The organism is Chachezhania sediminis (assembly GCF_009765275.1).
Taxonomy (GTDB): domain Bacteria; phylum Pseudomonadota; class Alphaproteobacteria; order Rhodobacterales; family Rhodobacteraceae; genus Chachezhania; species Chachezhania sediminis.
In genome coordinates this window covers 176,493-202,407 of the sequence record NZ_VOPH01000004.1, presented here as the reverse complement: position 1 = coordinate 202,407, position 25,915 = coordinate 176,493, and the positions used below count along the sequence as shown (strand labels likewise).

General features: G+C 64.6%; 20 protein-coding genes. 11 read left to right on the top strand and 9 right to left on the bottom strand.

Features of this window, described 5'->3' with window-relative positions; genetic code table 11:
• Nucleotides 1-245 precede the first annotated feature (245 nt).
• From FQK05_RS14470 to FQK05_RS14445, 6 genes are all read left to right on the top strand, one after another.
• Nucleotides 246-548, top strand: coding sequence for a hypothetical protein (locus tag FQK05_RS14470; RefSeq protein WP_158968035.1), 303 nt, complete (start codon nucleotides 246-248; stop codon nucleotides 546-548).
• Between the two features lie 103 nt (nucleotides 549-651).
• Complete coding sequence (locus FQK05_RS14465) at nucleotides 652-1,113, top strand: DUF6790 family protein (RefSeq protein ID WP_158968033.1); 462 nt, start codon at nucleotides 652-654, stop codon at nucleotides 1,111-1,113.
• Between the two features lie 210 nt (nucleotides 1,114-1,323).
• On the top strand, nucleotides 1,324-1,791 hold the full coding sequence (locus tag FQK05_RS14460) for a DUF2852 domain-containing protein (RefSeq protein WP_158968031.1): 468 nt from the start codon (nucleotides 1,324-1,326) through the stop codon (nucleotides 1,789-1,791).
• A 215-nt stretch (nucleotides 1,792-2,006) separates the two neighbouring features.
• A complete protein-coding gene (locus FQK05_RS14455) occupies nucleotides 2,007-2,441 on the top strand; it encodes an RDD family protein (protein ID WP_158968029.1) in 435 nt (144 codons plus the stop codon).
• Between the two features lie 98 nt (nucleotides 2,442-2,539).
• The gene (locus FQK05_RS14450) at nucleotides 2,540-3,355 is read left to right on the top strand and encodes an arginyltransferase (protein ID WP_158968027.1); all 816 of its coding nucleotides are present in this window, start codon (nucleotides 2,540-2,542) and stop codon (nucleotides 3,353-3,355) included.
• A gap of 261 nt (nucleotides 3,356-3,616) precedes the next feature.
• Nucleotides 3,617-5,374, top strand: a complete 1,758-nt coding sequence (locus FQK05_RS14445) for a methyl-accepting chemotaxis protein (RefSeq protein ID WP_158968025.1) — start codon at nucleotides 3,617-3,619, stop codon at nucleotides 5,372-5,374.
• A gap of 222 nt (nucleotides 5,375-5,596) precedes the next feature.
• Here the strand turns inward: FQK05_RS14445 and FQK05_RS14440 are convergent, their stop codons facing one another.
• From FQK05_RS14440 to FQK05_RS14430, 3 genes are all read right to left on the bottom strand, one after another.
• Nucleotides 5,597-7,945, bottom strand: a complete 2,349-nt coding sequence (locus FQK05_RS14440; RefSeq protein ID WP_158968023.1) for a TRAP transporter large permease — start codon at nucleotides 7,943-7,945, stop codon at nucleotides 5,597-5,599.
• A gap of 12 nt (nucleotides 7,946-7,957) precedes the next feature.
• Nucleotides 7,958-8,854 carry a TRAP transporter small permease subunit gene (locus FQK05_RS14435; RefSeq protein WP_158968021.1) on the bottom strand — a complete coding sequence of 299 codons (897 nt, stop codon included), beginning with the start codon at nucleotides 8,852-8,854 and terminating at the stop codon, nucleotides 7,958-7,960.
• A gap of 75 nt (nucleotides 8,855-8,929) precedes the next feature.
• Nucleotides 8,930-10,018 carry a TRAP transporter substrate-binding protein gene (locus FQK05_RS14430; protein ID WP_158968019.1) on the bottom strand — a complete coding sequence of 363 codons (1,089 nt, stop codon included), beginning with the start codon at nucleotides 10,016-10,018 and terminating at the stop codon, nucleotides 8,930-8,932.
• A gap of 1,193 nt (nucleotides 10,019-11,211) precedes the next feature.
• Between FQK05_RS14430 and FQK05_RS14425 the strand changes: the two genes are divergently transcribed.
• Together FQK05_RS14425 and ilvN are read left to right on the top strand one after the other, a co-directional pair.
• On the top strand, nucleotides 11,212-12,963 hold the full coding sequence (locus FQK05_RS14425) for an acetolactate synthase 3 large subunit (RefSeq protein WP_158968017.1): 1,752 nt from the start codon (nucleotides 11,212-11,214) through the stop codon (nucleotides 12,961-12,963).
• A gap of 41 nt (nucleotides 12,964-13,004) precedes the next feature.
• Nucleotides 13,005-13,565: an acetolactate synthase small subunit gene (gene ilvN, locus FQK05_RS14420; RefSeq protein ID WP_158968015.1), complete on the top strand. Its 561-nt coding sequence runs from the start codon at nucleotides 13,005-13,007 to the stop codon at nucleotides 13,563-13,565.
• A gap of 444 nt (nucleotides 13,566-14,009) precedes the next feature.
• On the opposite strand, the gene FQK05_RS14415 is transcribed toward ilvN, so the two are convergent.
• Nucleotides 14,010-14,357 (bottom strand): hypothetical protein, encoded by a 348-nt coding sequence (locus FQK05_RS14415; RefSeq protein WP_158968013.1) that lies wholly within the window; start codon nucleotides 14,355-14,357, stop codon nucleotides 14,010-14,012.
• 290 nt (nucleotides 14,358-14,647) lie between these two features.
• Here FQK05_RS14415 and FQK05_RS14410 point away from each other — a divergent pair, with 290 nt between their 5' ends.
• Nucleotides 14,648-15,415: a helix-turn-helix domain-containing protein gene (locus tag FQK05_RS14410; protein ID WP_233270512.1), complete on the top strand. Its 768-nt coding sequence runs from the start codon at nucleotides 14,648-14,650 to the stop codon at nucleotides 15,413-15,415.
• 107 nt (nucleotides 15,416-15,522) lie between these two features.
• Nucleotides 15,523-16,410, top strand: coding sequence for a hypothetical protein (locus FQK05_RS14405; protein WP_158968009.1), 888 nt, complete (start codon nucleotides 15,523-15,525; stop codon nucleotides 16,408-16,410).
• Here the strand turns inward: FQK05_RS14405 and FQK05_RS14400 are convergent, their stop codons facing one another.
• Nucleotides 16,411-17,238: a DUF2189 domain-containing protein gene (locus tag FQK05_RS14400; RefSeq protein ID WP_199252672.1), complete on the bottom strand. Its 828-nt coding sequence runs from the start codon at nucleotides 17,236-17,238 to the stop codon at nucleotides 16,411-16,413.
• A gap of 93 nt (nucleotides 17,239-17,331) precedes the next feature.
• Nucleotides 17,332-18,738 carry an amidase gene (locus FQK05_RS14395; RefSeq protein WP_158968007.1) on the bottom strand — a complete coding sequence of 469 codons (1,407 nt, stop codon included), beginning with the start codon at nucleotides 18,736-18,738 and terminating at the stop codon, nucleotides 17,332-17,334.
• A 343-nt stretch (nucleotides 18,739-19,081) separates the two neighbouring features.
• On the opposite strand from FQK05_RS14395, the gene FQK05_RS14390 reads away from it, so the two are divergent.
• Nucleotides 19,082-19,897 carry a class I SAM-dependent methyltransferase gene (locus FQK05_RS14390; RefSeq protein WP_158968005.1) on the top strand — a complete coding sequence of 272 codons (816 nt, stop codon included), beginning with the start codon at nucleotides 19,082-19,084 and terminating at the stop codon, nucleotides 19,895-19,897.
• Between the two features lie 327 nt (nucleotides 19,898-20,224).
• On the opposite strand, the gene prfB is transcribed toward FQK05_RS14390, so the two are convergent.
• The 3 genes from prfB to FQK05_RS14375 form a co-directional block, all read right to left on the bottom strand.
• Complete coding sequence (gene prfB, locus FQK05_RS14385) at nucleotides 20,225-21,349, bottom strand: peptide chain release factor 2 (RefSeq protein WP_158968003.1); 1,125 nt, start codon at nucleotides 21,347-21,349, stop codon at nucleotides 20,225-20,227.
• A 313-nt stretch (nucleotides 21,350-21,662) separates the two neighbouring features.
• Nucleotides 21,663-25,121, bottom strand: a complete 3,459-nt coding sequence (mfd, locus tag FQK05_RS14380; RefSeq protein WP_158968001.1) for a transcription-repair coupling factor — start codon at nucleotides 25,119-25,121, stop codon at nucleotides 21,663-21,665.
• 76 nt (nucleotides 25,122-25,197) lie between these two features.
• A complete protein-coding gene (locus FQK05_RS14375) occupies nucleotides 25,198-25,713 on the bottom strand; it encodes a component of SufBCD complex (RefSeq protein WP_158967999.1) in 516 nt (171 codons plus the stop codon).
• Nucleotides 25,714-25,915: the final 202 nt, after the last annotated feature.

The following is a 25,915-nucleotide window of genomic DNA, read 5'->3' as shown; positions in this document are numbered from 1 at the left end:
TGCGTGCGTCCAAAGCGCAAAGCAAGGGGATCATCCGCGGCCGTCGCGGGTGACCGGCGCCTTGCCGGATCCATCCGTTCGCGGCGCAGATACAGTCGGGCACCGGAGCCAATGCTTGTCGTGACACGAAACGTGCGGTGGCCCCGGCGCAAACAAAGCGCAACGGATACGGGTGACCCGCGGCACAGGCGGGTTTCTTGCCCTGCGCCATCGCTTTCGAACACAGCCTGTGATAGATCTATGGAATGATGACAAAGCCTCTGATTGCCGGCGCCTTCGCACTTTTTGCCACCGTCGCCCTGGCCGATGACGGGGCGGACATCGCGTCCCACAAGGACAGCGTCGCCGCGGCCCTGTCGGATCTCGGCGTCGGCCGACTGGTCGCGATGGAGTGCATGGGCGACATGCCCGACCACGTGTGGCTTGGCACCAAGCTGACCAAGGCCCAGGGCGATGCCGACAGCGCCGCGATGTACGCCTGTCTTCGCAAGCACAATCCCGACCTGACCGAGGCGCAGTTCGAACAGGCCGTCAACGTCTTCCGCTGAACGGGTTGGTACTGGCCTGGCGGCTCCCAACAATCCTGCTGCGACACACGGAATTCGCGCTAAAGTGGCGTCAATTTTCGTCAGATCATTGGACACCACCGACATGACCATACTCGCCTTCATTCCCGTCATTCTTTACCTGCTGGCCATCGTGCTGGGCCTGCTGGGCGTGCCCATGCCCCTTGCCGCCGACACCCTGTCGCCCCTGACCGCATGGATGCTGGCCGTATCGCTGGGGCTCAGCAGCCTCTGGTCCGCCTTCGGCCATCTGACCGCGTCCGAGATGGTGGCGAAATCCATCGGCTGGGCCACCAGCCCCTTCCAGCTGGAAATCGGCTGGGCGAACCTTGGCATCGGCCTGGGCGCCATTGCCGCCGCCGTCCTGGGCCGCGATGCCGCCATCGCCATCACGATCATGGCCTGCTGCTTCCTGTGGGGCGCCGCCAAGGTCCACACTGACGAGATGATCCGCGAGAAGAATTTCTCGATCAACAATGCCGGGCCGATCTATTTCTGGGACATCCTGACCCCGCTGACCCTGATCGTGTCGCTGCTTTTGGGGTGAACCACCCAAAGGAAATCATATATTTTACAAATACTTGAAAGACGCCCCCGCGACTTTCCCCAGCGCCGCGGCGCAGAATGTAAAAAACTTTCACATCAACCCTTGCAACAGCCCCGGACGATACCGATCTCATGTGATGTGAAAGGCATTTACATACCCAGACAGGGAGGCCGATCACACCCGAGCCACCCGTTCCGGAGATCACAGTCAATGACCACGACGACAACCGATGTCACAAACCAGGCCTATGGCTGGCTCAGCCGGTCCGAAGCCTGGCTCGACAGCAAGGGCAAGGGCGCATGGATCGCGCTCATGGTCCTGGGCTTCATCTTCTTCTGGCCCGCGGGCCTCGCCCTTCTCGCCTACATGATCTGGAGCAAGCGCATGTTCAGCAGCCACAAGCACCACCGCAACCATGGCGCCGCCTGGGGCGGCTGCGGCCGCGGCCAGGGGCGTCACTTCCGCTCCAGCGGGAACACCGCCTTCGACAGCTACAAGGAAGAAACGCTGCGCCGCCTGGAACAGGAACAGCAGGACTTCGAATCCTTCCTGGGCCGCCTGCGCGACGCCAAGGACAAGGCGGAGTTCGACCAGTTCATGGACGAACGGTCCCGCGAAGCCCGCGCCCCCAAGGCCGAACAGGGCAACCCCGAAGACGGCAGCAGCCCCTTCGCCTGACCGGGCCGTACGGCGCCGAACGGCCCCCACACGACCCCGAAGGGCGCGCCTTGCGCCCGACGGCCCCTGCCCCGGCATCCCACGGCGGCAGGGGTTTTTCGTTCCCGAAAGGGAACAGATCTTCATCTTTCCCTCCGATCCCCTATCTTTGTGCCTTCGCGCTGCGATGCATGGCACCCGGCCGCCCGACGCGGCGCAACCGACAGGACCGTACGATGACCCATCTTCCCGACCCCGACTTCTCGCCCGAGTTCTACCAGGGCACCACGTCCAAGCGCTTTCTGGCCTGGATCATCGACGTCGTGCTGATCTTCCTGGTCAGCGGTATCCTGGTCGTGTTCACAGCCTTCCTGGGCGCCCTGGTCTGGCCGATCCTGTACCTGACCGTGTCCTTCTTTTACCGCACGCTGACGCTGGCCTCGGGTTCGGCCACGTGGGGCATGCAGTTCGCGGGGGTGGAACTGCGTGACCGCTTCGGCCATCGCTTCGATTTCGGCACCGCGATCCTGCACACGCTGGGCTATCTGGTCAGCGTCTCGTTCCCGATCCTTCAGGTGGTCTCGGTCGTCGTCATGCTGACCTCCAGCCGCGGCCAGGGCCTGACCGACATGATCCTTGGCACCGCCGCGGTGAACCGCCGGATGGCCTGAAATTGCCCCTGCAGGCGGCCTTTTCGCCGCTTGCAGATCCCTACTTGGCAGCCGCAGGGACCAGCGCTAGCATCGGTCCAGCTTTTTACGGATCGCCCATGCGCCATACCTTGCCCATCGCGCCGCAGTTTTATGTCACGGCCCCGCAGCCCTGCCCCTATATCGAGGGCCGGATGGAACGAAAGCTGTTTACCGCGCTACAGGGCGAAAACGCCGACCGTCTGAACAACGCCCTGTCCCAGCAGGGCTTTCGCCGGTCGCAGAACGTGCTTTACCGTCCGTCCTGCGCCGAATGCTCGGCTTGCCTGTCGGCCCGCATAGACGTGTCCCGGTTCAAGCCGTCCAAAAGCCAGAAGCGCGCGATCCGGCGCAATGGCCATCTTGGCCGCCGGGCGACCTCGCCCTGGGCCACGGATGCACAATACCAGCTGTTCCGCCGCTACCTGGACGAACGCCACGCCGATGGCGGCATGGCCGACATGGACGTCTACGAATTCGCCGCGATGATCGAGGAGACCCCGATCCGCAGCCGCGTGGTGGAATATGCCGAGGACGGCGAACTGGTCGGCGTCAGCCTGACCGACGTGCTGGAGGACGGGGTCAGCATGGTCTACTCGTTCTACGAACCAGACCTGCAGCCCCGCAGCCTGGGCACCTACATGATCCTGGACCACGTCCAGATCGCCCGGGAAAGCGGCCTGCCATACGTCTACCTGGGCTACTGGGTGCCGGGCAGCCAGAAGATGGGCTACAAGTCCAATTTTTCGGCCCTGGAGGTCTATTCCGGCGGCCGCTGGCAGCCGGTCGAACGGCCCGAGGAATACAAGGCCGAACTGCATCCGCTGTCGACCGATCCGATCGCCGAGCAGGTGGCCAATATCCACCTTCCGGATCGCCGCCCCACCCGGCGCTGAACCGCAACCCGGCACCGCCTGACGGGTTTTTTCCGGCGATTTTCGTAAATTTCGATGAAGATGTCCGGGCCGGCACCGGGCCTTTTGCCGTGCTGCGCCGGGGGCAGCGGCCCCCTAGTATGCCGTCTCGCCGGATCAACGCCAGGGGGATTTCGGTCGAATTAGCATCCTGGAAAGGTATCTGTGGCATTCCGGGGCCGAAGCAGGCATCTGCCCCTGCCTCCCAGCACCAAGCGGCGGAAAAGACGAGGCCCCGAACCGATGCCATCACTGACCATTTCCCGCAAACTTCTTCTGCTGAACCTGCTCGCCGGGCTCTTCATGATCGCCGTGGTCGCGCTCGAGACCTTGGAAATCCGCAACACCATTTCCGAGAACCGCGAAGATCTTGTCCGTTCGCAGACGGAAAGCGCCATCTCCATCGCGCTCGGCTTTGCCGCGCGTGCCGAAGCCGGTGAAATGACGCTGGCAGAGGCGCAGGAACGGGCGATCCACGCCATCGGGGCCATCCGGTACAACAGCAACGATTACATCTTTCTCTACACGCTGGACGGAACCGCCCTGGCGCACCCCAATCCCGACATGGTCGGTGCATCCCTGTGGGAACTGGAGGACCCGAACGGCAAGATGGTCATTCAGGAACTGATCGCCGCGGGCCAGGCCGGCGGCGGCTTCGTCGACTATATGTGGCCGCGCGCAGGTGAAGACGTGCCGATGGCCAAGGTCAGCTATTCCTCGATCGTTCCGGGCTGGAACTGGATGGTCGGCACCGGGGTCTATGTCGACGACCTGAACGCCCTTATCCGGAAAGAGGTGATCAAGTCCGTGATCCTGCTGGTCGTTGTCCTGCTGCTGCTGGTCGGGGCCGGCCACCTGATCGCGCGCACCATCACCGTGCCGCTGAACGCGCTTGCCGCCTCGATCAAGCGGATCCGCGAGGGCGCGGTCGACGAGGACATATCGACCCTGGGCCGCAGGGACGAGATCGGAACTATTGCCGAGCAGACGGACGCGCTGCGCCTGGGCCTGATGGAAAAGCGGGCGCTGGAAGCCCAGAACGCCGCGCGCGAAACAGAACAGGCCAATGTCGTGGCCCGTCTGGCCAGCGGCCTGAAAAGCCTGGCCGCCGGAGACCTGGATTCGGAAATCCGGGAAAGCTTCTCTGGCGGCTATGACCAGTTGCGCCAGGACTTCAACGAAACCGTGGGCATCCTGGCGACCCTGATCCGCGCGATCAGCCTGTCGGCCAAGGATATCCGCACCGCCGTGGGCGAAATCGCCAGCGCGTCAAACGACCTGTCGCGCCGGACGGAAAACGCCGCCGCCACGCTGGAGGAAACCGCCGCCGCACTCAGCGAGCTGACGCAGTCGGTCGCGGTCTCGGCGCAGGGCGCCTCGCAAGCCAACACGCTGGCCAAGACCGCAAGGGAAAAGGCGGAACGAACGGAGACCATTGTCGAGGAAACCGTCGAAGCCATGGGCCAGATCGAACAATCGTCGCTGGAAATCGCCCGCATCATCGACGAGATCGAGGACATCGCCTTCCAGACCAACCTGCTGGCCCTGAATGCCGGGGTCGAAGCCGCCCGCGCGGGCGAGGCCGGGTCCGGTTTCGCAGTCGTGGCCTCGGAGGTGCGGGCCCTGGCACAGCGGGCCTCCGGTTCGGCGCGAGAGATCAACAAGCTGATCTCGGCCTCGGGCCAGCACGTCAACCGCGGCGCAGATCTCGTCCGGACGGCCGGCGACGCGCTTCACGAAATCGTCCAGGCCGTGGCCAACATGACCGACCACGTCGACGGCATCGCCCGATCCGCAGAAGAACAGTCCATTGGCCTGCGAGAGATCGACACATCGATTTCCCAGCTGGACCAGGCGACGCAGGAAAACGCCGCCATGTTCGAGGAAACCAGCGCCGCCAACTCTGCCCTCGACGCCGAAGCCGGACGCCTGGTCCAACAGGTCGCGCGCTTCACCGTCGCCGACGATCCGGACGGTGTGGAAACCCGCTCTGCCGCCTGACGGTTCCGGTCCGGGGCCGAAATCGGACCCGGGCCAATGATCGGCAGGTCCGTCCGGCATTCCGGGCCGGGACCAGCGGGCTGTGGACACTGCGCCGCAGCGGCCCGCCCCCGTACCGGCCGACACATGCCAAAGGTCGGTATCCGGGTGCAGGGCAAAGCCGTTCGAAAGGTCTTCCCCCTGTTCCCGGGCGCGGGCCGGATTGCCGGCCCGCCCGTCGGGTCAGTGCGGGATCAGGTCCGGCACGATGGTCACGATCCCCGGGAACAGCCACAGGATCGACAGCCCGATGACCTGGATCAGAACGAAGGGGATGATCCCGCGGTAGATATGGCTGGTCGTGACTTCCTTTGGCGCCACGCCTCGCAGGTAGAACAGCGCGAAACCGAAGGGCGGTGTCAGGAACGAGGTCTGCAGGTTCACCGCCACCATGATCGTCACCCATTTCGGGTCGAAGCTGCCACCATAGATCACCGGCCCCACGATCGGGATCACGATGTAGATGATCTCGAGGAAGTCAAGAACGAAGCCCAGCACGAAGAGCACAAGCATCACGATCAGGAAGACCGTGAATTCGTTGTCATAGCTCTTCAGGAAGTCCTGGATGTAATCTTCACCGCCGAAGGAGATGACCACCAGGTTCAGAAGCTGCGAGCCGATCAGGATCGTGAAGACCATCGACGTGACCTTCGCCGTCTCGCGCACCACCGGGCCCAGCACATGGGACCGCAGCAGCGTCCAGAGCGCGAAGAGTAGGCCGAAAAAGGCGTACATGTAGGCCGCGATCCCGACCAGATAGGCCACCCAGGTCTCGAACGTGACGACCTCCTGCGTGATCCGCAGGTCGAAATTCGCGCCCAGCAGGACCATCACACCGATCGCGAAGGTCGAGTTGATGATGATCTTGCCCGACTTGTCCTCGTCCTTCAGCTTGCGATAGGCCGCCAGCATCACGGCGCCCGCCGCCCCCAGCGCCGCCGCCGGCGTCGGGTTGGTGATGCCGCCCAGGATCGACCCCAGAACGGCCACGATCAGCACGAGCGGCGGAAAGACCACGCGCAGAAGATCGTTTTGCGCCATGCGCTTGCCGGCTTCGATCAGGCCCACCAGCGCGATGGCCACGGGGATCGCCATGATCAGCACCGTCGCCCCGGCCGAGGTCGTGGGCGCGATGAACAGGATGTCGACCGCCAGAAGCAGCACCAGCCCCACGGCCCCGACCAGCAGCGGACGCGGATCGGCCAGCGCCATCACGCCCCGCGCCGTGGTCAGGACCAGCGCCCCGATCAGGAACAGAAGCGCAATGCCCGACCCGATCACGGGCGCCGAAACAACGGCCGCCTGCGTCGCGGTCTGGTCACCCGAGGCCGCCGCCGCAGACGCGGCACTGTCGGACGACGTGATCGCGGCCTGTTCGGCCACGGCATTGTCCCACGCCTTCTGGCCGTGAAGCTCGATCATCGCGGCCTTGCATTCCGGCCCGACATTGGTGCGCAGGCTTGCCATGCGTACCGTCTGGCTCTGGGAATCCGTCACGATCGTCTGGCTGCCGACCATTCCGAACTGCCCCGCGATCACCAGCGCCCCGATCAGCAGAATCGGCGCCCCCACGAACCAGGCCAGCGCGTCCGACCGCACGATCACCGGGCCGGAGCCCGGCTCGACCGCGACGGGCGGGGCTTTGGACGGGTTCAGGAAGGCAAAACCCAGGGCATAAAGCGCATAGAGCATCGCCAGCAGGATCCCCGGCAGCATCGCCGCCTGGAAGAGCGTGCCGACCGACACCACCGCGGGCTTGCCCAGATAGGTCAGCGCATCGGAACAGCCCGCCGCCGTTGCCCGCGCCTCTTGCGCGGTCGCATAAAGGTCACCGGCCAGCGTGCCCAGAAGGACGATCACGATGGACGGTGGAATGATCTGGCCCAATGTGCCGGAGGCCGCGATGACCCCCGTCGCCAGTTCGGGCGAGTAATTGTTGCGCAACATCGTGGGCAGCGACAAGAGGCCCATGGTCACCACGGTAGCGCCTACGATCCCGGTCGAGGCCGCCAGAAACGCGCCCACCACGACCACCGAAACGGCCAGACCGCCCGGCATGGGCCCGAAGACGCGGGCCATGGTGGTCAAGAGATCCTCGGCGATCTTGGACCGTTCCAGCGTGATGCCCATCATCACGAACATCAGCACCGCCAGCAGCGTCTCGATCGACTGGCCGGCCAGCACGCGTTCGTTCATCCGGTTCACGATGAAGGACACGTTGCGGTCCAGCGCCGTTTCCCACCCCTGCGGGAAGACGGCATGCGCCACCCTTGGCAGGTCTGGGTTTCGGAATATCGATATCGTCTCGGCATTCACGCCCGAGGCGACGAGGTCGCGATAGGCCTGCGACGAGGTGTCGATGGCCTGGTGCACCAGCAAACCCGAGGCATCGAGCCCCGCGATGATGGCGAAGGAGATGACACCGGCGCCGCCGATGGCGAAGGCCACCGGAAAGCCCGACAGGATCCCACCGAAGAGGCAGAGAAAGACGATGATCAGGCCGATCTCGATGCCGTCCAAACCGAATATCATGTGCCCGTCCCCTTAGAATTCGGCGTGGTCGAAGGCTTCCTCGCCGGGTTCCACAATGTCCCGGTCGAGGTAGCGGCCTTCGCTTTCAGGGCCTTCCTTCCACTCCATGTACGAGCGGTAGAAGAAGGCGATCCCGTGCAGGAAAATCATCGCGGCGAAGATCAGAAGCAGGATCTTGAACAGGAAGTACCCGTTGAAGCCATTGGGCGAGAACGCGATCGTCTCGACGTTCCAGCGCAGCGCGCGGGACTTCATCAAAAGCCGGTCCAGCGCGTCCGAGGCCGACGGCTTCGGCACCACAAGGTGACGCCACAGGAAGTACCAGCCGTACATCCAGATCACGACGGCCAGCGGCATCATGAACAGCAGCGAGCCCAACATGTCGATCACGCGCTTGGTGTGATAGCTGACGCCGGCATAGACCAGGTCGACCCGGACATGTCCGCCCTGCACGAAGGTGTAGGAGGCACACATCGCCACGACCATGGCGTTGTAAAGTTTCAGTTCTTCGGAAAACCAGCCCACCGATTGGGTGAAGCCCACACCGAAGGGCGCGATGGTGATGTCGCCCATGCGGAAGATCGACTGCAGGAAGACCACCATCACCTGCTGCAGCACCATCAGAAGGCCAGCCCAGGCGGCGATCCGCCCGACCGTGTTGGCAAAGCCTTCCAGGCCGCGCACGCATCCCCACATGAAGGCGGGGAAGATGAAGCCGGCAATCGTCACCACAAGGAAGATGTCGAAGACGACAAAGAAGAACTCTGTCGACCCGCCATAGTAGATGAAGCGCATGATCGCTTCTTTGTTGGCCCAGTCCAGCCACAGTCCGGGATGGGAGATCGCCTGGAACAGGTTGACGAAGCCCATGCCCAACTGGGTGAAGAACCAGAGAATTGCGGTTGCCATGCGCCCCGTCCCCGATAAGCGAAGGCGCCGTGCGCGATGATACGCGCACGGCCTCCTTCTTTTATTGATAGAATCTTAGTTGACGCCCAGCACCCGGTTGCGCTCGGACGTGTAGGCGCTTTCCGCCCGCGACAGCCAGCCCGAGGATTCACGCATCGACTTCTGGGCCGAGTCGTGGATCTTCTTGAAGATGTCGTCGTTGGTATAGCCTTCCAGCACCTCGATCGACGCGGCGCCGAAGGCGTCCCAGATGTCGGGCGTGAACTGTTCGACCTTGGTGCCGCCCGCGACCAGACGCTGCAGCGCCGGGCCGTTGTTGGCGGTGAACTGGGCATAGTTGGCCTGGTGCGCATCGCCTGCCGCGATCTCGACCGCCTTCTGCTGCGACGGGGTCAGGCTTTCAAAGACTTCGAGGTTGGTTGCGATGGACAGCGCCGCGCCGGGCTCGTGGAAACCGGCCGGATAGTAGTAGGGGCAGACTTCCTGCAGGCCCAGCTTTTCATCAGACCACGGGCCGATCCATTCGGTCGCGTCCAGCGCGCCGGTGGACAGCGCCTGATAGATTTCGCCGCCCGGAACGTTCTGCACCGATGCGCCCAGTTTCGACAGCGCCTGGCCGCCCAGGCCCGGCATGCGGAACTTCAGGCCCTTGAAATCGTCGGCCGACATCACCGGCTTGCGGAACCAGCCGCCGCCCTGTGCACCGGTCTGGCCGGCCAGGTACGACTTCAGGCCGAAGATTTCGCCCAGTTCGTGGTGCAGCGCCATGCCGTCCTGGCCATAGTACCAGGTCATCATCTCGGGCGCGGTCATGCCGAAGGGAACGGCGGTGAAATAGGCGAAGGCCGGGTTCTGGCCAACGAAATAGTAGTCGGCGCCGTGGTACATGTCGGCCTGACCGGCGGTCACGGCGTCAAAGACTTCGAACGCGCCGACCAGTTCGCCTGCCGCCTTCGGCACCACGGTGATCTGGCCATCGGTGGCGGCGCTGATGTTGTTCGCGACGCGTTCGACCGAATCCCACACGCCCGCCAGCCCGCGGGGCCAGGTGGTGACCATGGTCAGGGTCCGTTTGCCTTGCGCATAGGCCGGGGCCGCCAGAGCGGTGGCCGCAGCAGCCGATCCACCCATGGCAGACGTCTTCAGAAAGGAACGACGGTCCATACTTCTCTCCTCCGCATGTTGCACATCTTGATTGGGGTCCGCGATTTGAGCGACCCGTGTGCGAGTGACGCGGAGACTACCGGGTGAGATATCCGGTTGAACACCCCAGAACGCGCAGGCCGGCGGCTTTCAAGGCGGGCAAACGTTAATTTGAAGGAACTGACAAATGGCAGGTAGTAATTCTACGTATGCGGGCCACCAATTTCTAACCGTTTTGCAGCAGCTTGGCTGCTACCCGGGCACGCTGCGGCGCAGCAAATCCGCCGTTCGATTCGAACTGTTTCAAGAATCTAACAAGGTTATTGCAACGTAAGTTGCAGGGGTCGGCCATTAAAGAACAACAGTAAACTTGGTATGTACAGGCTTAAAGAAATTGGAAAACGATACGGGCTTTCCAATAGCAGAAGTCTTTGATCCCGACGTCGATTTCGAAATCAAAGTCATGCTTTTGGCAGCCACCCTTCCCGTCCCCGCACATCCGTAAATCGATGCGGCAGTAACACCACCCGGCGTGTTGGCGTATCGGGTTCGCTCATGGCGCCGGTTCCCATCTGACGGAACCGTCCTGGCAAACGGAACAGTCCTGGCAAAAGGTCATTCCCGGCATGTCGCCTGACAGGTCCGTTCGCGCCCGGTGATCCTGCCGACGTCGATCCCCATCGCCTTCCCGCCGTGGCAGAACGCCCTTCCGTCCTAGTGAACAAGGACGCCATCGGCGCCGCCCCGATAGCTGCGCCCGGGCCGATACCGTCGTCGCGCGATCCACCGCGACTGCGGTCCCTGGACCCGTTCATGCGATCGACGCGGGTGTCTTCGCCCCGCCAAAGATCGGGTCAGCGCGACCGGTTCCGCGCGCCTTTCCCCTATTCGGCGCCCCGTGGCCCGACCCAAAAAGTCATCAATGCTGTCCTTGTTACCCTCGCGGCCCCAGGCAGCGACAAAAAGTTGCCGGAACACGCCGTTTGACGCAATGCATGTGCCCTGACGCACTTTTTCCGTGTTGACGCCATCGGCCGAGACTCATAACGTCCGCGCCACGCACGAAGGAGCTGGCAGTGTCCGCACTAGTAATTATCGTAGGACGAACGCGCATGGGCCGGTAACGGTTAACCATAATCGAACCCATGCGCCCCCGACACTCTCGGGGGTTTTTTTGTGCCTAAAACAGATGTGTCGCAGATGGAGTAACGCCGATGACACGTGAGATGACCGGAGCGAGAATGGTGATCCAGGCCCTGAAGGACCAGGGCGTAGACACCGTATTCGGCTATCCCGGCGGCGCGGTGCTACCGATTTACGACGAGCTGTTCCAGCAGAACGAGATCCGGCACATCCTGGTCCGCCATGAACAGGGCGCGGTTCACGCCGCCGAAGGCTATGCAAGGTCCACCGGCAAGCCCGGCGTCGTCATCGTGACGTCCGGCCCGGGCGCCACCAATGCGGTCACCGGCCTGACGGACGCACTGCTCGACTCGATCCCGATCGTCGTCTTCACGGGCCAGGTGCCCACCTTCCTGATCGGGTCGGACGCCTTCCAGGAGGCCGACACGGTCGGCATCACCCGCCCCTGCACCAAGCACAACTGGCTGGTGAAGGATCCCGACCGGCTGTCCGGCACGATCCACGAGGCATTCCACGTCGCCACCACCGGCCGTCCCGGCCCGGTGCTGGTCGACATCCCGAAGGACGTCCAGTTCGCATCGGGCGCCTATCAGAAGCCGGCGCCGGAGAAGTCCTATTACAAGCCGCAGGTCAAGGGCGACCGCGAGGCGATCACCGAACTGGTCGCGGCAATGGAAACCGCCAAGAAGCCCGTCTTCTATACCGGCGGTGGCGTGATCAACTCCGGCCCTGCCGCGTCGATGCTGCTGCGCGAGCTGGTCGATGCGACCGGCTTCCCGATCACATCGACGCTGATGGGCCTCGGCGCCTATCCGGCGTCGGGCAAGAACTGGCTGGGAATGCTTGGGATGCACGGTCTCTACGAGGCCAACATGGCGATGCATGACTGCGACCTGATGATCAATATCGGCGCCCGTTTCGACGACCGGATCACCGGCCGCGTCGATGCGTTCTCGCCCCGGTCGCTGAAGGCCCATATCGACATCGACCCGTCGTCCATCAACAAGGTCATCCATGTCGACATCCCGATCGTCGGCGACGTGGCCCATGTGCTGGAAGATATCCTGACGATCTGGAAAAGCCGCGGCCGCAAGACCAATGCCGAAGGCGTCGCCCGCTGGCAGGCCAAGATCGCGGAATGGCGCAAGGTCGACTGCCTGCGCTACAAGCCGTCGACCGGCACGATCAAGCCGCAATACGCACTGGAACGGCTGGAGGCCCTGACCCGGGACCGTGATCGTTACATCACGACCGAGGTCGGCCAGCACCAGATGTGGGCCGCGCAGTTCCTGAACTTCGAGGATCCGAACCGCTGGATGACCTCCGGCGGACTTGGCACCATGGGCTATGGCTTCCCCGCCTCCATCGGCGTCCAGATCGCCCACCCCGAGGCGCTGGTCATCAACGTCGCGGGCGAGGCGTCGTGGCTGATGAACATGCAGGAGCTGGGAACGGCGGCGCAGTTCCGCCTGCCGGTGAAGCAGTTCATCCTGAACAACGAACGGCTGGGCATGGTCCGCCAGTGGCAGGAGCTGCTGCATGGCGAGCGCTATTCCCATTCCTGGTCGGAAAGCCTGCCCGACTTCGTGAAACTGGCCGATGCCTTCGGGGCCAAGGGCATCCTGTGCTCGGACCCCAAGGATCTCGACGACGCGATCATGGAAATGCTGAACCACGACGGTCCGGTGGTCTTCGACTGCCTGGTCGAGAAGCATGAAAACTGCTTCCCGATGATCCCGTCGGGCAAGGCCCATAACGAAATGCTGCTGGGCGAAGCCGACACCCAGGGCGTGATCGACAGCACGGGCGCGGCGCTGGTCTGACGACCGGCCGCTTCCCCCTTCAGGACCAGAGGTACCGCCCCATGTCCCCGCTACACATCAAGAAAGGCGCGACCAGCCACAGCGCCTACAACCTACGCTCCACCTTCTCCGACGTGGAAGAGCGTCATACGCTGGCCGTGCTGGTGGAAAACGAACCCGGCGTTCTGGCTCGCGTGATCGGCCTGTTCTCGGGCCGCGGCTACAACATCGAAAGCCTGACGGTGGCCGAGGTGGACCATACCGGCCACCGCAGCCGCATCACCATCGTCACCACGGGCACGCCCCAGGTGATCGAACAGATCAAGGCGCAGCTGGGCCGCATCGTGACGGTGCACGAGGTCCACGACCTGACGGTCGAAGGCCGCACCGTCGAACGCGAACTGGCGATGATGAAGGTCAACGGCCAGGGCGACAAGCGGGTCGAGGCGCTGCGCATCGCGGAAATCTTCCGCGCCAACGTGGTCGACAGCACGCTGTCCAGCTTCGTGTTCGAAATCACCGGCGCGCCCGACAAGATCGACGCTTTCGCCGACCTGATGCGCCCGCTGGGCCTGGCCGAAATGGCCCGCACCGGCGTCGCTGCCCTTCTGCGCGGCGACTGACGCCATAAACGAAAAGCCGGGCCCACAGCGTCCCGGCTTCCATGACCTGCGATCCACCCGGTCGCTTGGCGCCGTGCGAAAACCAGCCGCGCCCGCCGTCTTCGGCTGACCTCGTGCGCCGCGCCCGCCGCGTCCGTGGCCGCGCGAAGGGAAATCCGAAGGCCCCGCATCCGGATACTTGTACGGAAGCCTTCGACGTCCCCGGTCTTCAGATGTTATCGGGGTGTGTCTATCCTGGAGTGATAGGCGGGGACTGTGCCCCCAGCGCGCCCAGCCGCGCAGACCGTGTTCAGCCAGGTCATCCACCGTTTTCCCGACGACGACCTGCCAAAAATCTACAAAGCCCGGCCATCGCGCTTCGGGCGTCCGTGGGCCTCGGATATCCTTGGGGCCGTCTTGCCCGTGCAAAGGGCGGCAGCGCCCCGGTTGCGCCGATCAGTTGCGTCAGGCCATCTGCCAGACAGATTCCTGCTGCGTCTTCTGTGCCCGGGCCGCCGCGAACGAGATCACGTTGCCCTTGCGCGCCTTCGGTGCCGCCGGTGCATCGCCCCGCGCCATCGCTTTCAGACGGTCCGCAATGTCCGGGTACATCTGCGGCTGGACAACCCTGGGGTTCTGCGCGAGCCGCACATTGCAATCAAGCGCGAGATCGAACTGGACACAATCTCCCACGTGAAGAGAAAGCTCCGTGGCCTCGCCCTTGCGGGAACAGACGGCCAGATCGCCGTGATCCTCGCACCAGATCAGGGCCTTCTCGTCGGATGTGTCACGCCACAGTACAACGCCAAGCATCGCAAAGCCTTCCCTCTAAATCCCGTAAATTATGGGATAAATCGGATCGCTCAGACGAGTGGTTTATTCGCGTCGGCCACTTGCAATTTGTGTCAGCGCCTGTAGGTTCCGAAGCCAAGTAGCGTCAGATGTGACGTGAACCCGCGTCACCCACCCCTCTCTCACCCCTGGTCCTGGACGGTCCTGATCGGATGAGAGACAACTTTTCTACTGCGAGGGGCGTATTTTCGCTTACATCAACCATGGCGGGAACTAAAAATCAAGTCCGCTCTCCGCAAGAGCTTCGCAGCATGCTGGGCGACAACCTGCGCCTGCTGACCCGGTCGCGCGGATCGGTGTCACAACTTTCGCGCGAACTTGGCATCAACCGGACGCAGTTCAACCGGTATCTGTCCGGGGAAAGCTTCCCCCGTCCGGACGTGCTGCAGCGGATCTGCAGCTATTTCGATGTCGACGCCCGCGTCATCCTGGAACCGGTGGACGGTCTGGCCGCCCGCGACGACCTGCTGGGCGGTCCCTTCCTGGGCGACTATGTCGGTGCCGGCGTGGCGAACGTGCCCGAAACGCTGTTTCCCAGCGGCTTCTACCGCTTCACCCGACGCAGCTTTGCCAACCAGTCGCTGTTCCTGGTGGGACTGCTGCACGTCACCCGCAACGGCGGTTATACCTTCGTGCGCGGCTATGAATCGCGCGATGCGATGCGGCGTCAGAACCTGCCGACCGACCCGCCGACGCGGGAATATCGCGGCTATGCCTCGCGGCACGAGGACGGGATCGTGCTGATCACCTCGCGCAAGAACGCGATGACCAGCTCGTTCAACTACCTGTCCCGGGCCGCGTCGTTCAACAACAACTTCTGGGTCGGCTACACCACCCGGACTGTGCCGGAAACGGCGGATTCCCCGCGCGCGACGCGGCTGGTCTACGAACTTCTCGACAAGAGCTGGCCGAAAATCATGGAGGCCGGCCGCTTGATGGGCTTCGTGACCGAGGACTATCTGGCCGAACACATGCCGCTGCACCGCCGCCACCTGCAGCCCAACACGCCGTTCTGGTAGGGGTCGCGGCACGCGGGCGCGACCGGCTGGTGCATTGACGCGGCCACGAAGCTGGTGGACTAGTCCATCTTGACTCTTTTGGATTGAAACGGGATCGGGGACACAGAATGGCAGTCAATGACTGGATGCGGTCCCGGGGCCATTCAGAGCAGCATCCCTCTGCCGCCGAACAATTGCTGGGTCACATCCAGGTCGACAGCTGGCTGTCCAAGGAACGGGCCCAGTTCGACCTGCTGGCGCGCCTGACCGAAAACCGCCCCGCGCGGTCGCTGGCCCCCTATTTCGCGCAGGTCTACAGCCAGAACGGCGAGGACGGCCACATCGCCGAGATCTTCGACCGGATCGGCGCAGGCCAGCGCACCTTCCTGGAAATCGGGATCGAGGACGGCACGCAGAACACCAGCCGCTTTCTTCTGGAACAGGGCTGGCACGGCACATGGGTCGAAGGCAGCCCCGAAATGGCCGACCGCGCGGCCGAGATCTTTGCCGACCATGTCCGCAGCGGCGCCCTGACCGTGGTCCAGGGCTTCGTCACGGCCGAGAACGTCAACGACCTATTGGACGCGAACGGGGTTCCTGCCACGCTCGATTACCTGTCGCTGGATGTCGACCAGAACACCAGCCATGTCTGGCGGACGCTGAACCGCCGCGCCCGGGCGATGTGCATCGAATACAATGCCAATATTCCGCCGTCCCTGGCGCTGGAGGTGCCCTATGACCCGAATGCGGCCTGGGACGGATCCAGCAATTATGGCGCCAGCCTGAAGACGCTGGAACTGATCGGCCGGCAGAAGGGCGCGCAGCTTGTCGGTTGCGACCTGTCGGGGGTGAACGCCTTCTTCGTCGATGCGGCCGAGACCGCCGACCGGTTCCTGGAGCCCTTCGACGCGCGCACCCATTACGAACCGCCCCGCTATGCCCTGATGGACCAACTGGGCCATCCGCCAAGCCCCACGGCCCGCACCTGGGTCACCCCGCCCGAAGGCGACAGCTGATCAGACCGGGGCCGCCGCGCTGGCGGGACGGCCGATGGTGGCTTTCGCGTGTCCGGCCAGGATCGCGTAAAGCCACCAGCTGGCATGGGCCCAAAGCGGCAGCACGATGAAGAGGCCCAGGAAACCCGGCAGCATCGCGACAAAGGTGGTGACGGCGATCAGCCCGGCCCAGACCAGCATCGGCACCGGGTGGTCGCGGACATAGGCGAAGCTGGTGATCATCGCGGTGACGAAGTCGACCTCGCGGTCCAATAGGATCGGGATCGCCAGGACCGAGATCATGTAGAGCACCAGCGCGAAGCCCGCCCCCACCAGCGTACCGAAGCCCAGCATCTTCATGCCGTTGAAGGTCAGGAAGACCTCGGCCGAGCTGGAAATGTTGGTCATCGTCGACAGCCCCAGGAACAGGGCAAAGATCATGTGGCCCAGGAAGAACCAGAACAGGAATACCACGACGATCACGGCGCACAGCGACGGCAGCTGCCGCGCACCCTGACGGACGACGACGCCCATGATCGCGGCGGGCTTCAGCTTCAGCCCCATCTCGCGCCGGCGCGAGACCTCGTAAAGTCCCACGGCCGCGAAAGGGCCGATCAGCGGAAAGCCGATGGCGGCCAGGATCATCCAGAACGAGGTGCCGGTGGCCAGCGTGACCCAGGTCATCGCCCAGCCGGCCAGCACATAGACCGCGGCAAAGGCCAGGCCGAATCCGGGTGCGGCGCGAAAGTCGCGCCAGCCCAGGCGGATCGCCCGCCTCAGATCGTCCGCCGTGACGGCGCGCAACTCTGGCGCGCCGAAGGCCGGTTCCGGCAGGGTCGCGTCCTGCATCTTGTCTTTCTCCTCCCTTCGGTTCCTTGGTCCCTTGGCCCCGTGTCCAGGCGTGTCCGGCGCTCCCCTCCGGACGACGCCCCGGAGGCGTTCTCAGATCGCGGGCGGGCGCATCTGCGGCCATTCAGTCGCTTCGTGATAGGCCTGGCCCACGGACAGGATACGGCCATCGTTTCCGTGTCGTCCGATCAGCTGCATGCCCATCGGCAGACCCTCCGGTCCGAAGCCCGCAGGCACCGACAGGGCCGGCAGGCCGATCAGGCTGGCCGGGATCGTGACCTGCATCCAGCGGTGATAGGTGTCCATCTTGCGGCCGGCGATTTCCGTGGGCCACGGCAGGTCGATGTCGAAGGGCCAGGCCTGCGCCGTGGGCAGGACCAGAACGTCATAGGTATCGAAAAGCCTTGCCGCGCATTCGAACCAGGCCGAGCGCGTGACGCTGGCGGCATAGACCTGTTCCGCGGTCATCGATTGATAGCGCCCGATTTCCCACATGGCGCTGTCCTTCATCTCTATCCCCCGCTCCAGCAGCGGGGCAAGGCCGCCCCCTGTCAGGAAGGACCTGAGCGTGATCCAGCTGTCCCACATCGCATCGGCCGAAAACGGCGGCGCCACCGGTTCCACCGTGGCGCCGTTTTCCGCAAGGACCCCCAGCGCGTTCTGGCACAGCTCCAGGATCCCGGGCTCGCACGGGAAGGCACCGCCCCAGTCGCCCAGCCAGCCAACACGCAGCCCGTCCAGCGCCGCGGCCTTGACGGGATGGGCCGGCTCGAACGGCATGCCATGGGGCTGACGCGGATCGGGGCCGGAAATGACGTCCAGCAACAGGCCGATATCGGCGGGGCTGCGCCCCATCGGGCCCAAAGTCGACATCATCTTAAGGAAGGTATCGCCCAGGGGTTCGCTGGGCACCTTCCCGAAGGACGGACGGAAGCCGTAGACATTGTTCCATGCGGCCGGGTTCCGCAGGGACCCCATCATGTCCGACCCATCCGCCAGCGCCAGCATGCCGGTGGCCAGGGCCACCGCCGCCCCGCCCGACGATCCGCCACAGGTGCGCGACAGATCGTACGGATTCCGCGTGGCGCCGTAGACCGGGTTGAAAGTGTGCGACCCAAGGCCGAATTCCGGCACGTTGGTCTTGCCGATCAGGATGGCCCCGGCAGCCCGCAGTCGCGCGGCCAGGATATCGTCCTTTGCCGGCACATGATTGGCAAAGATGGGCGACCCGTTCGTCGACAGGATCCCCGCCACCTGAACCAGATCCTTGACCGCGATTGGAAGGCCGTGAAGAGGCCCGCGATCCTCGACCGACACGGTGTCGGCTTCCGAGGCTTCGGCCAGCAGCGCGTCGCGATCCCTGAGACCCACGATCGCATTGGTGGCCGGATTGACGGCATCGATCCGGGCCAGCGTGGCACGCATCAACTCGACTGCGGAAAGCGAGCCGGAATGGAGCGAGCCAAGAAGATCTGCCGCCGAAGAACTGGTGAGGGACATGGAAGAGCCTTTCGAATTCCGTCACATGTGAAGCCGCGTGCAGCCTAGCCGAACCGGCGGGCGGCGCCAGCACGGAATGCAGTGACCCGGCGGACGACGACGCGTTCCGGTGCGGCGCCGGGCTCCGGCGCACGACGAAGAGGCACGCCGTCCTCTTCTCGCACCCGCCATCGCTTCTGCTGCCTGAGCCGTCCCACCTGCCGCATCAAGGGCAAGCCGCGCGGGGCTGCGCCCCCTTGACACGTCAGCAGCGACGGTCCTTTTCGGCAGCGCGACGGCGGCTCCGCGAAGAGGACTTCGGGGACCCGGTCGGTGGGACGGCTAAACGGTTCGGGAGGACGAGATGAACGGCAGGCGCAGGGAAGACTATACGGCCGCCAATCGCGAGGCATGGGACGCATCGGCGCCGCTTCACGGCCAGGGGGCCGCGTGGGAGGCGCTTCTGGCGGCCGCGGCGCAGCCGGGGTTTTCGGTGCTGGACGAGCATCTGACAGGGATCGTCGGCGGGTTGGGCCTGGACGGCGGCAGTGCCGTTCAGATCTGCTGCAACAACGCGCGGGAGCTTCTTTCGCTGGCATCGCTGGGGTTGCGCCCGGCGCTTGGCATCGACATCTCGGCCGGTTTCCTGGACCAGGGCCGGAAGCTGGCCGAAGCTGCGGGGCTTTCGCCGCGTCTGGTCGCCTCGGATGTCTACTCCCTGCCGCAGGACCTGGGCCGGCACGACCTGGCCCTGATCACCATCGGGGCGCTGGGATGGATGCCGGAGCTTGCGGCCTTCTTCCGGGTCGTGGCCGGGCTGATCGCGCCCGGCGGCGCACTGGTCGTCTACGAGACCCATCCGGTTCTTGAGATGTTCGATCCCGCAGGCGTCGATCCCCACGCGCCGGCGACCAGCTATTTCGAACGTCGTCCCTTCGAGGTGCCGGAGCTGATCACCTATGACGGCACGGATCACGGGCCGGGAAAGACCGGGTACTGGTTCGTTCACACACTGGGCGACGTGGTCACAGCATGCGCCGCGACCGGTCTGCGGGTGGAACGGCTGACCGAATATCCGCACACGATCCGCGAGCCGGAATACGACATCTATGCAGGACGCGAGGCCCAGGTGCCGATGAGCTTCAGCCTTGTAGCGAGGATGCCCGAAGGGGTGGATTGAAAGGCGCCGCGCCTGGCCCTTGCGGGCCGGGCATGCGGCGGCGCGGAACAGGCGCGGCCAGCGCCCTTGCCCACCTGGCCTGTGCGTTTGATCCCATTCATCCAGCACCCTGGGTTTGAAAGATCTCCCCTCTGGACACGAACAAGTGCCCAGGAATAGCTGCGCCATTTCAAGATCTTGCGATGCCCCCAGAGGGGCGGCCCGTCACACCCCCTTCATGTCGGGGGCTCGGGCCGCCTGGAAACAGAACCACTATTCCCGGCGCGCCCGACCCCCTGATCTTTCGCGGATTTGGCACCGACAGCCCAGGATGAATGGGGCCTGACCCTAGTCGCCCGCGCGGGCATCGGCGCGGCTTTTGCCCGCGACGTCCATGGCCAGCGTCGCCGCCATGAAGGCATCCAGGTCCCCGTCCAGAACGCCCTTGGTGTCGGAGGTTTCGTGCTCGGTCCGCAGATCCTTCACCATCTGATAGGGCTGCAGGACGTAAGAACGGATCTGGTTGCCCCAGCCGGCCGACCCCTTGCTTTCATGCGCTTCGTTGATGGCAGCGTTCCGCTTGTCCAGTTCCAGCTGGTACAGGCGCGATTTCAGGGCCTTCATGGCGATATCGCGGTTCTGGTGCTGCGACTTCTCGGAACTGGTCACAACGATGCCGGTCGGATGGTGCGTAATACGCACAGCCGAGTCGGTCGTGTTCACGTGCTGCCCGCCCGCACCCGACGACCGGAACGTGTCGATGCGGATGTCGGCCGGGTTCACCTCGATCTCGATATTGTCGTCGACCACCGGATAGACCCAGACCGACGCGAACGAGGTCTCGCGCGTGCCCTTGCCGAAGGGCGAAATCCGGACCAGCCGGTGCACGCCCGATTCCGACTTCAGCCAGCCATAGGCGTTGTGGCCGGAAATCTTGTAGGCGCAGGACTTGATCCCGGCTTCGGCGCCCGCTTCTTCCGATTGCAGTTCCACCTTGTAGCCGCGCTTTTCCGCCCAGCGCACATACATCCGCTGCAGCATCGCGGCCCAGTCGCAGGCTTCGGTCCCGCCGGCGCCGGCATTGATTTCCAGGAAAGTGTCGTTTGCATCGGCCTCGCCGTCCAGAAGCGCCTCAAGCTCCTTCTGGGCCGCGGTTTCGGCCAGCGCCTTCAGCGCGGCTTCGGCATCGGCCACGACCTCGGCGTCGTCTTCCATCTCGCCCAGTTCGATCAGCTCGACATTGTCGGTCAGGTCCTGCTTCAGCGAGGTATAGGTGCCCATGGCATCGACCAGCATCTGGCGTTCGCGCATCAGCTTCTGCGCGCCTTCGGGGTCGTTCCACAGGTCCGGATCCTCGACCCGCGCGTTGAACTCCTCCAGGCGGTGCGGCGCGGTCTCGTAATCCATCCGCTGTGCCAGCAGAGCCAGGCTCTTCTCGATTTCGGCCACCGTGTTCTGGATTTCGGCGCGCATGGGTCCTGCCTTTCGGGTCCTAGTTCAGGTGGGCTGAATACAAGGGAACCCCGCCAGCGGCAAGCGGAGCGACGGCCTGAACGCGGGACGCCCCCGAGCCGGCGCGAAGCGGGGCGCTGCCCCCGCCCGCCCCTCCGGGACGGACTCCCCCGAGGTATTTGTGGATCGAAGAAGATGAAGGACCCTCCCCGGCTTCTTCGGTCCTGAAATACCTCCGCCGGAGGCACCCGCCGTCCCCGGCGCCAGCCCGGCCCGGTTCCCGGGCGCATGTGCCGGGCATCCGTAGGGTGCGTGGTTCCCACGCACCGCTCCTTCACCCAGCCTTGGCCGCCTTCTCCTTTGCCACGACCTTTTCAGCCAGGTCCTTGGCAATGGCAAAGGCGCCCTTGATCTTGTCGGAATCCCTCGACCAGTCCCGCCGGACGATGATCTTGTTGTCCTTGACCTTCGCCAGCCCGCGCTGGTCCTGGATGAAGGACACCAGCCCCTCGGGCGAGGCGAATTTGTCGTTGTGGAACTGGATCGTCGCCCCCTTGGGTCCACCGTCCAGTTTCGCGATCCCCGCCCGCTTGCACATCGCCTTGATCCTCACGATCAGCATCAGCGAGTTCACTTCCTTGGGCAGCTTCCCGAACCGGTCGATCAGTTCCGCGGCAAAGCCTTCCAGCTCTACCTTCGTCGTCAGTTCCGACAGACGCCGGTAGAGCCCCAGCCGCACGTCCAGATCCGGTACGTAGTCCTCGGGGATGAGGACCGGAACGCCCAGATTGATCTGCGGCGCCCACTGGCCATCGTCGTCGGCCAACCCCTCCATCTCGCCCGACCGGATCTTGGCAATCGCGTCCTCCAGCATCTGCTGATAAAGCTCGTAGCCCACATCGCGCATCTGACCCGACTGTTCCTCGCCCAGAAGGTTGCCGGCGCCCCGGATGTCCAGGTCCTGACTGGCCAGCGTGAACCCCGCCCCCAGCGTGTCGAGCGAGCCCAGAACCCGCAGGCGCTTTTCCGCGGCCGCCGTCAGCTTGGCCCGGGGCTTCGTCGTCAGGTAGGCATAGGCCCGGGTCTTCGACCGCCCGACGCGTCCGCGGATCTGGTAAAGCTGTGCCAGACCGAACATGTCGGCCCGGTGCACGATCATCGTGTTGGCCGTGGGAATATCCAGCCCCGATTCAACGATGGTCGTGGCCAGAAGCACGTCGTACTTGCCGTCGTAGAAGGCGTTCATCTTGTCGTCCAGCTCGCCTGCCGCCATCTGGCCGTGGGCAACGACATAGCTGCATTCGGGGACCTGTTCCTTCAGGAAGCTCTCGATCTCCGGCAGGTCGGTGATCCGCGGCACGACATAGAAGCTTTGCCCGCCGCGATAGCGTTCGCGCAACAGCGCCTCGCGCACCGTCACCGCGTCGAATTCGCTGACATAGGTCCGGATCGCCAGGCGGTCGACCGGGGGCGTGCCGATAATCGACAGGTCCCGCACGCCCGACAGCGACAGTTGCAGCGTCCGCGGGATCGGCGTGGCGGTCAGTGTCAGGACGTGGATGTCCGTCCGCATCTGCTTCAGCCGTTCCTTGTGCGCCACGCCGAAATGCTGTTCCTCGTCGATGATCAGAAGGCCCAGATTGTTGAACCGCACCCCCTTGGCCAGTACCGCATGGGTGCCGACGACGATATCCACGGTCCCCCGGCTCATCCCGTCGCGGGTCGCTTGCGCGTCCTTTGCCGACACGAACCGCGACAGCTGCCGTACCTCGACCGGGAAGCCGCGGAACCGCTCGCTGAAACTGGCCGCGTGCTGGCGCGCCAGCAGCGTCGTCGGTGCCACCACGGCCACCTGCACACCCGACATGGCGGCGACAAAGGCCGCGCGCATCGCGACCTCGGTCTTGCCGAAGCCCACATCGCCGCAGATCAGCCGGTCCATCGGGTGGCCCGATGTCATGTCGGCCACCACGTCCTCGATGGCGCGCAGCTGGTCGTCGGTCTCCTGATAGGGGAACCGGGCGGAAAAGGCGTCCCAACTGCCCATCGGCGGATCCAGCACCGGTGCGCGGCGCAGGGCGCGTTCGGCGGCCACGCGGATCAGCCGGTCCGCCATCTCGCGGATGCGTTCCTTCAGACGCGCCTTCTTGGCCTGCCAGGCGCCGCCGCCCAGCTTGTCCAGCAGCCCTTCGTCATGGCCGTACTTGGACAGAAGTTCGATATTCTCGACCGGCAGGTAGAGCCGCGCGCCTTCGGCATATTCCAGCAACAGGCATTCATGCGCGGCACCCGCGGCGGTGATCACCTCCAACCCCTGGTAGCGGCCGATGCCGTGGTCGACATGGACCACCAGATCCCCGGGCGACAGCGACTGGGTCTCGGTCAGGAAATTCTCGGCCTTCCTGCGCTTCTTGGGCGACCGGATCAGTCGGTCGCCCAGCACGTCCTGTTCCGATACCACCGTCATCGTCGGCGTTTCGAACCCGTGTTCCAGCGCCCAGACGGCAAGGTACAATCCACGCTTGCCGATGCGGCTGGCATCCGGGATCAGGATCGTCTCGGCCAAGCCCTCGTCCTCGATCAGGCCGGCCAGACGTTCCCGCGCGCCTTCGGAATAGGACGCGATGACCACCGGCCCCTTGTCCATCCGTGCCTTGACGTGATCGGCCAGCGCACCGAAGAGCGACAGGTTCTCCTGCTGGCGTTCGGGGGCGAAGTTCCGCCCGATCCGCCCGCCCGCGTCGATGACCCCGGGACCGGACGCACGCTGCAGGGGCGTGAAGGCCATCACCCTACGCGCGCCCACCGCCGCTTCCCACGCCGCGTCGTCCAAGTAGAGAAGCCCGGGCGGACAGGGCTTGTAGACCGTGTCGATGCGCGACTTCTGCTCCATCGCATGGCGGCGGGTTTCGTACTGGTCGGCAATCGTGTCCCAGCGTGCCACCCGCATCGCGTCGGACTGGTCGTCCTGCGTGATCGTGGCGTCCGGCAGGTAGTCGAACAGCGTTTCCAGCTTCTCGTGGAAGAAGGGCAGCCAGTGTTCGATCCCCTGGTGCTTGCGCCCGGCGCTGACGGCCTCGTACAGCGGATCGTCGGTCCGCGCGGCGCCGAATTCCAGGCGATAGTTCTGGCGGAAGCGCATGATTGCGGCTTCGTCCAGGATCACCTCGGACACCGGCGCCAGTTCCACGCGCTCCAGCTTCTCGGTCGTGCGTTGCGTCACCGGATCGAAGCCGCGCGCGCCGTCCAGCACATCGCCGAAGAAATCGAGCCGGACCGGACCGCCGTCTCCCGGCGGGAAGATGTCGATGATCCCGCCACGGATGGCATAGTCGCCCGGTTCCATCACCGTGGGGCTTTGGGAAAAGCCCATGCGCACCAGAAACTGGCGCAGGGCTTCCTCGTCCACGCGCTGGCCGACCCGGGCCACGAAGGCCGCATCGCGCAGCAGGTCGCGGGCCGGCACCCGCTGGGTGGCCGCGTTCAGCGTGGTCAGAAGAACGAACTTTTCCGGCAGCCGGTGGACCAGAGCGGCCAGCGTCGCCATCCGCGCGGCCGAGATATCGGCATTGGGCGACACCCGGTCGTAAGGCAGGCAGTCCCAGCCCGGGAAGACCAGCACCGGCATGTCGGGCGCCAGGAAGGACAGGCCGGCCTGCATCGCCGCCAGCCGCTTGTCGTCGCGCGCGATATGCAGGACGGGACCGCCGGATTTTGCGATCTCGTTCAGGATCAGCTGCGCGTCGAAACCTTCGGGCGCGCCGCCCACCGTGATGTGCCGGGGTGCTTTCATCGTGTCGGATCCTGTCAGTCGTCGAATCGCCGGACGCGGCACGCCCTGTTCGGGGCGTTCCGGTCCGTTCCGCGTTCTAGTGGCCCAGGACCCCGATGGAAAGGTTCTGATACATGCCCCAGACCGCCGTCACGACGATTGCGACCAGCCCGATGCCCTGGATTTCCATCCTCAGCCAGGCCAGTTGCCGGCACAGATCCAGGCCCGACAGGCCCAGATTTTCGATCTTGCGCGCGGTGCGAAGCGTCAGCAGACCCACGATGGACAGGGGCAAGGCCAGCAGGGCCACCGCCTGTGCCAGTTCCACGCCATAGAAGAAGCCCAACGTCACCAGCCCGGACATGACGAAGCACCAGAGCGCCAGAAGCCACGGGGCCGAGGTGAAGGACACCGCCTGAACCCGCGCCGCGTTGATCCGTGCCAGATGATGCAGGTCGTCCATCGCCTGTGTGTCGCCCATCCGGGCGCGGACCAGCATGTCATAGGGGATGCCCATCACCCAGTGGCTGGCCAGCGCCCAGGTGACGGCCAGCGCGATCCAGAACCATAGGTTGGAAAACGACCGCAGGTCGATCAGTTCGTTCAGCGACATGTACACATCCGGTCGCCCTGCCTCTGCCTCTGGTTCACGGCCTGCCTGCCGGGGCGCGGTTCGGCCGCCCTACGCAAGCTTCGCCCCGTTGGATCTTGTGGGTTGACGCAATCCATGCCACCCAGTCCCGCGATGCGCAAGGCAGGCCGCACCCGATGCCCCTTGCGCCCGCCGGGCCCCACATGCCCGGCCCGGCCAGAGG

What these genes read in the sequence shown, in the direction of transcription:
- mfd (WP_158968001.1), bottom strand. Translation starts at nt 25,121, where the DNA reads ATGAAAGCACCCCGGCACATCACGGTGGGCGGCGCGCCCGAAGGTTTC.
- FQK05_RS14400 (WP_199252672.1), bottom strand. Translation starts at nt 17,238, where the DNA reads ATGCAGGACGCGACCCTGCCGGAACCGGCCTTCGGCGCGCCAGAGTTG.
- FQK05_RS14440 (WP_158968023.1), bottom strand. Translation starts at nt 7,945, where the DNA reads ATGATATTCGGTTTGGACGGCATCGAGATCGGCCTGATCATCGTCTTT.
- FQK05_RS14450 (WP_158968027.1), top strand. Translation starts at nt 2,540, where the DNA reads ATGCGCCATACCTTGCCCATCGCGCCGCAGTTTTATGTCACGGCCCCG.
- FQK05_RS14375 (WP_158967999.1), bottom strand. Translation starts at nt 25,713, where the DNA reads ATGTCGCTGAACGAACTGATCGACCTGCGGTCGTTTTCCAACCTATGG.
- FQK05_RS14435 (WP_158968021.1), bottom strand. Translation starts at nt 8,854, where the DNA reads ATGGCAACCGCAATTCTCTGGTTCTTCACCCAGTTGGGCATGGGCTTC.
- FQK05_RS14410 (WP_233270512.1), top strand. Translation starts at nt 14,648, where the DNA reads ATGCTGGGCGACAACCTGCGCCTGCTGACCCGGTCGCGCGGATCGGTG.
- FQK05_RS14395 (WP_158968007.1), bottom strand. Translation starts at nt 18,738, where the DNA reads ATGTCCCTCACCAGTTCTTCGGCGGCAGATCTTCTTGGCTCGCTCCAT.
- FQK05_RS14425 (WP_158968017.1), top strand. Translation starts at nt 11,212, where the DNA reads ATGACACGTGAGATGACCGGAGCGAGAATGGTGATCCAGGCCCTGAAG.
- FQK05_RS14415 (WP_158968013.1), bottom strand. Translation starts at nt 14,357, where the DNA reads ATGCTTGGCGTTGTACTGTGGCGTGACACATCCGACGAGAAGGCCCTG.
- FQK05_RS14390 (WP_158968005.1), top strand. Translation starts at nt 19,082, where the DNA reads ATGAACGGCAGGCGCAGGGAAGACTATACGGCCGCCAATCGCGAGGCA.
- FQK05_RS14405 (WP_158968009.1), top strand. Translation starts at nt 15,523, where the DNA reads ATGGCAGTCAATGACTGGATGCGGTCCCGGGGCCATTCAGAGCAGCAT.
- prfB (WP_158968003.1), bottom strand. Translation starts at nt 21,349, where the DNA reads ATGCGCGCCGAAATCCAGAACACGGTGGCCGAAATCGAGAAGAGCCTG.
- FQK05_RS14470 (WP_158968035.1), top strand. Translation starts at nt 246, where the DNA reads ATGATGACAAAGCCTCTGATTGCCGGCGCCTTCGCACTTTTTGCCACC.
- FQK05_RS14460 (WP_158968031.1), top strand. Translation starts at nt 1,324, where the DNA reads ATGACCACGACGACAACCGATGTCACAAACCAGGCCTATGGCTGGCTC.
- FQK05_RS14455 (WP_158968029.1), top strand. Translation starts at nt 2,007, where the DNA reads ATGACCCATCTTCCCGACCCCGACTTCTCGCCCGAGTTCTACCAGGGC.
- ilvN (WP_158968015.1), top strand. Translation starts at nt 13,005, where the DNA reads ATGTCCCCGCTACACATCAAGAAAGGCGCGACCAGCCACAGCGCCTAC.
- FQK05_RS14465 (WP_158968033.1), top strand. Translation starts at nt 652, where the DNA reads ATGACCATACTCGCCTTCATTCCCGTCATTCTTTACCTGCTGGCCATC.
- FQK05_RS14430 (WP_158968019.1), bottom strand. Translation starts at nt 10,018, where the DNA reads ATGGACCGTCGTTCCTTTCTGAAGACGTCTGCCATGGGTGGATCGGCT.
- FQK05_RS14445 (WP_158968025.1), top strand. Translation starts at nt 3,617, where the DNA reads ATGCCATCACTGACCATTTCCCGCAAACTTCTTCTGCTGAACCTGCTC.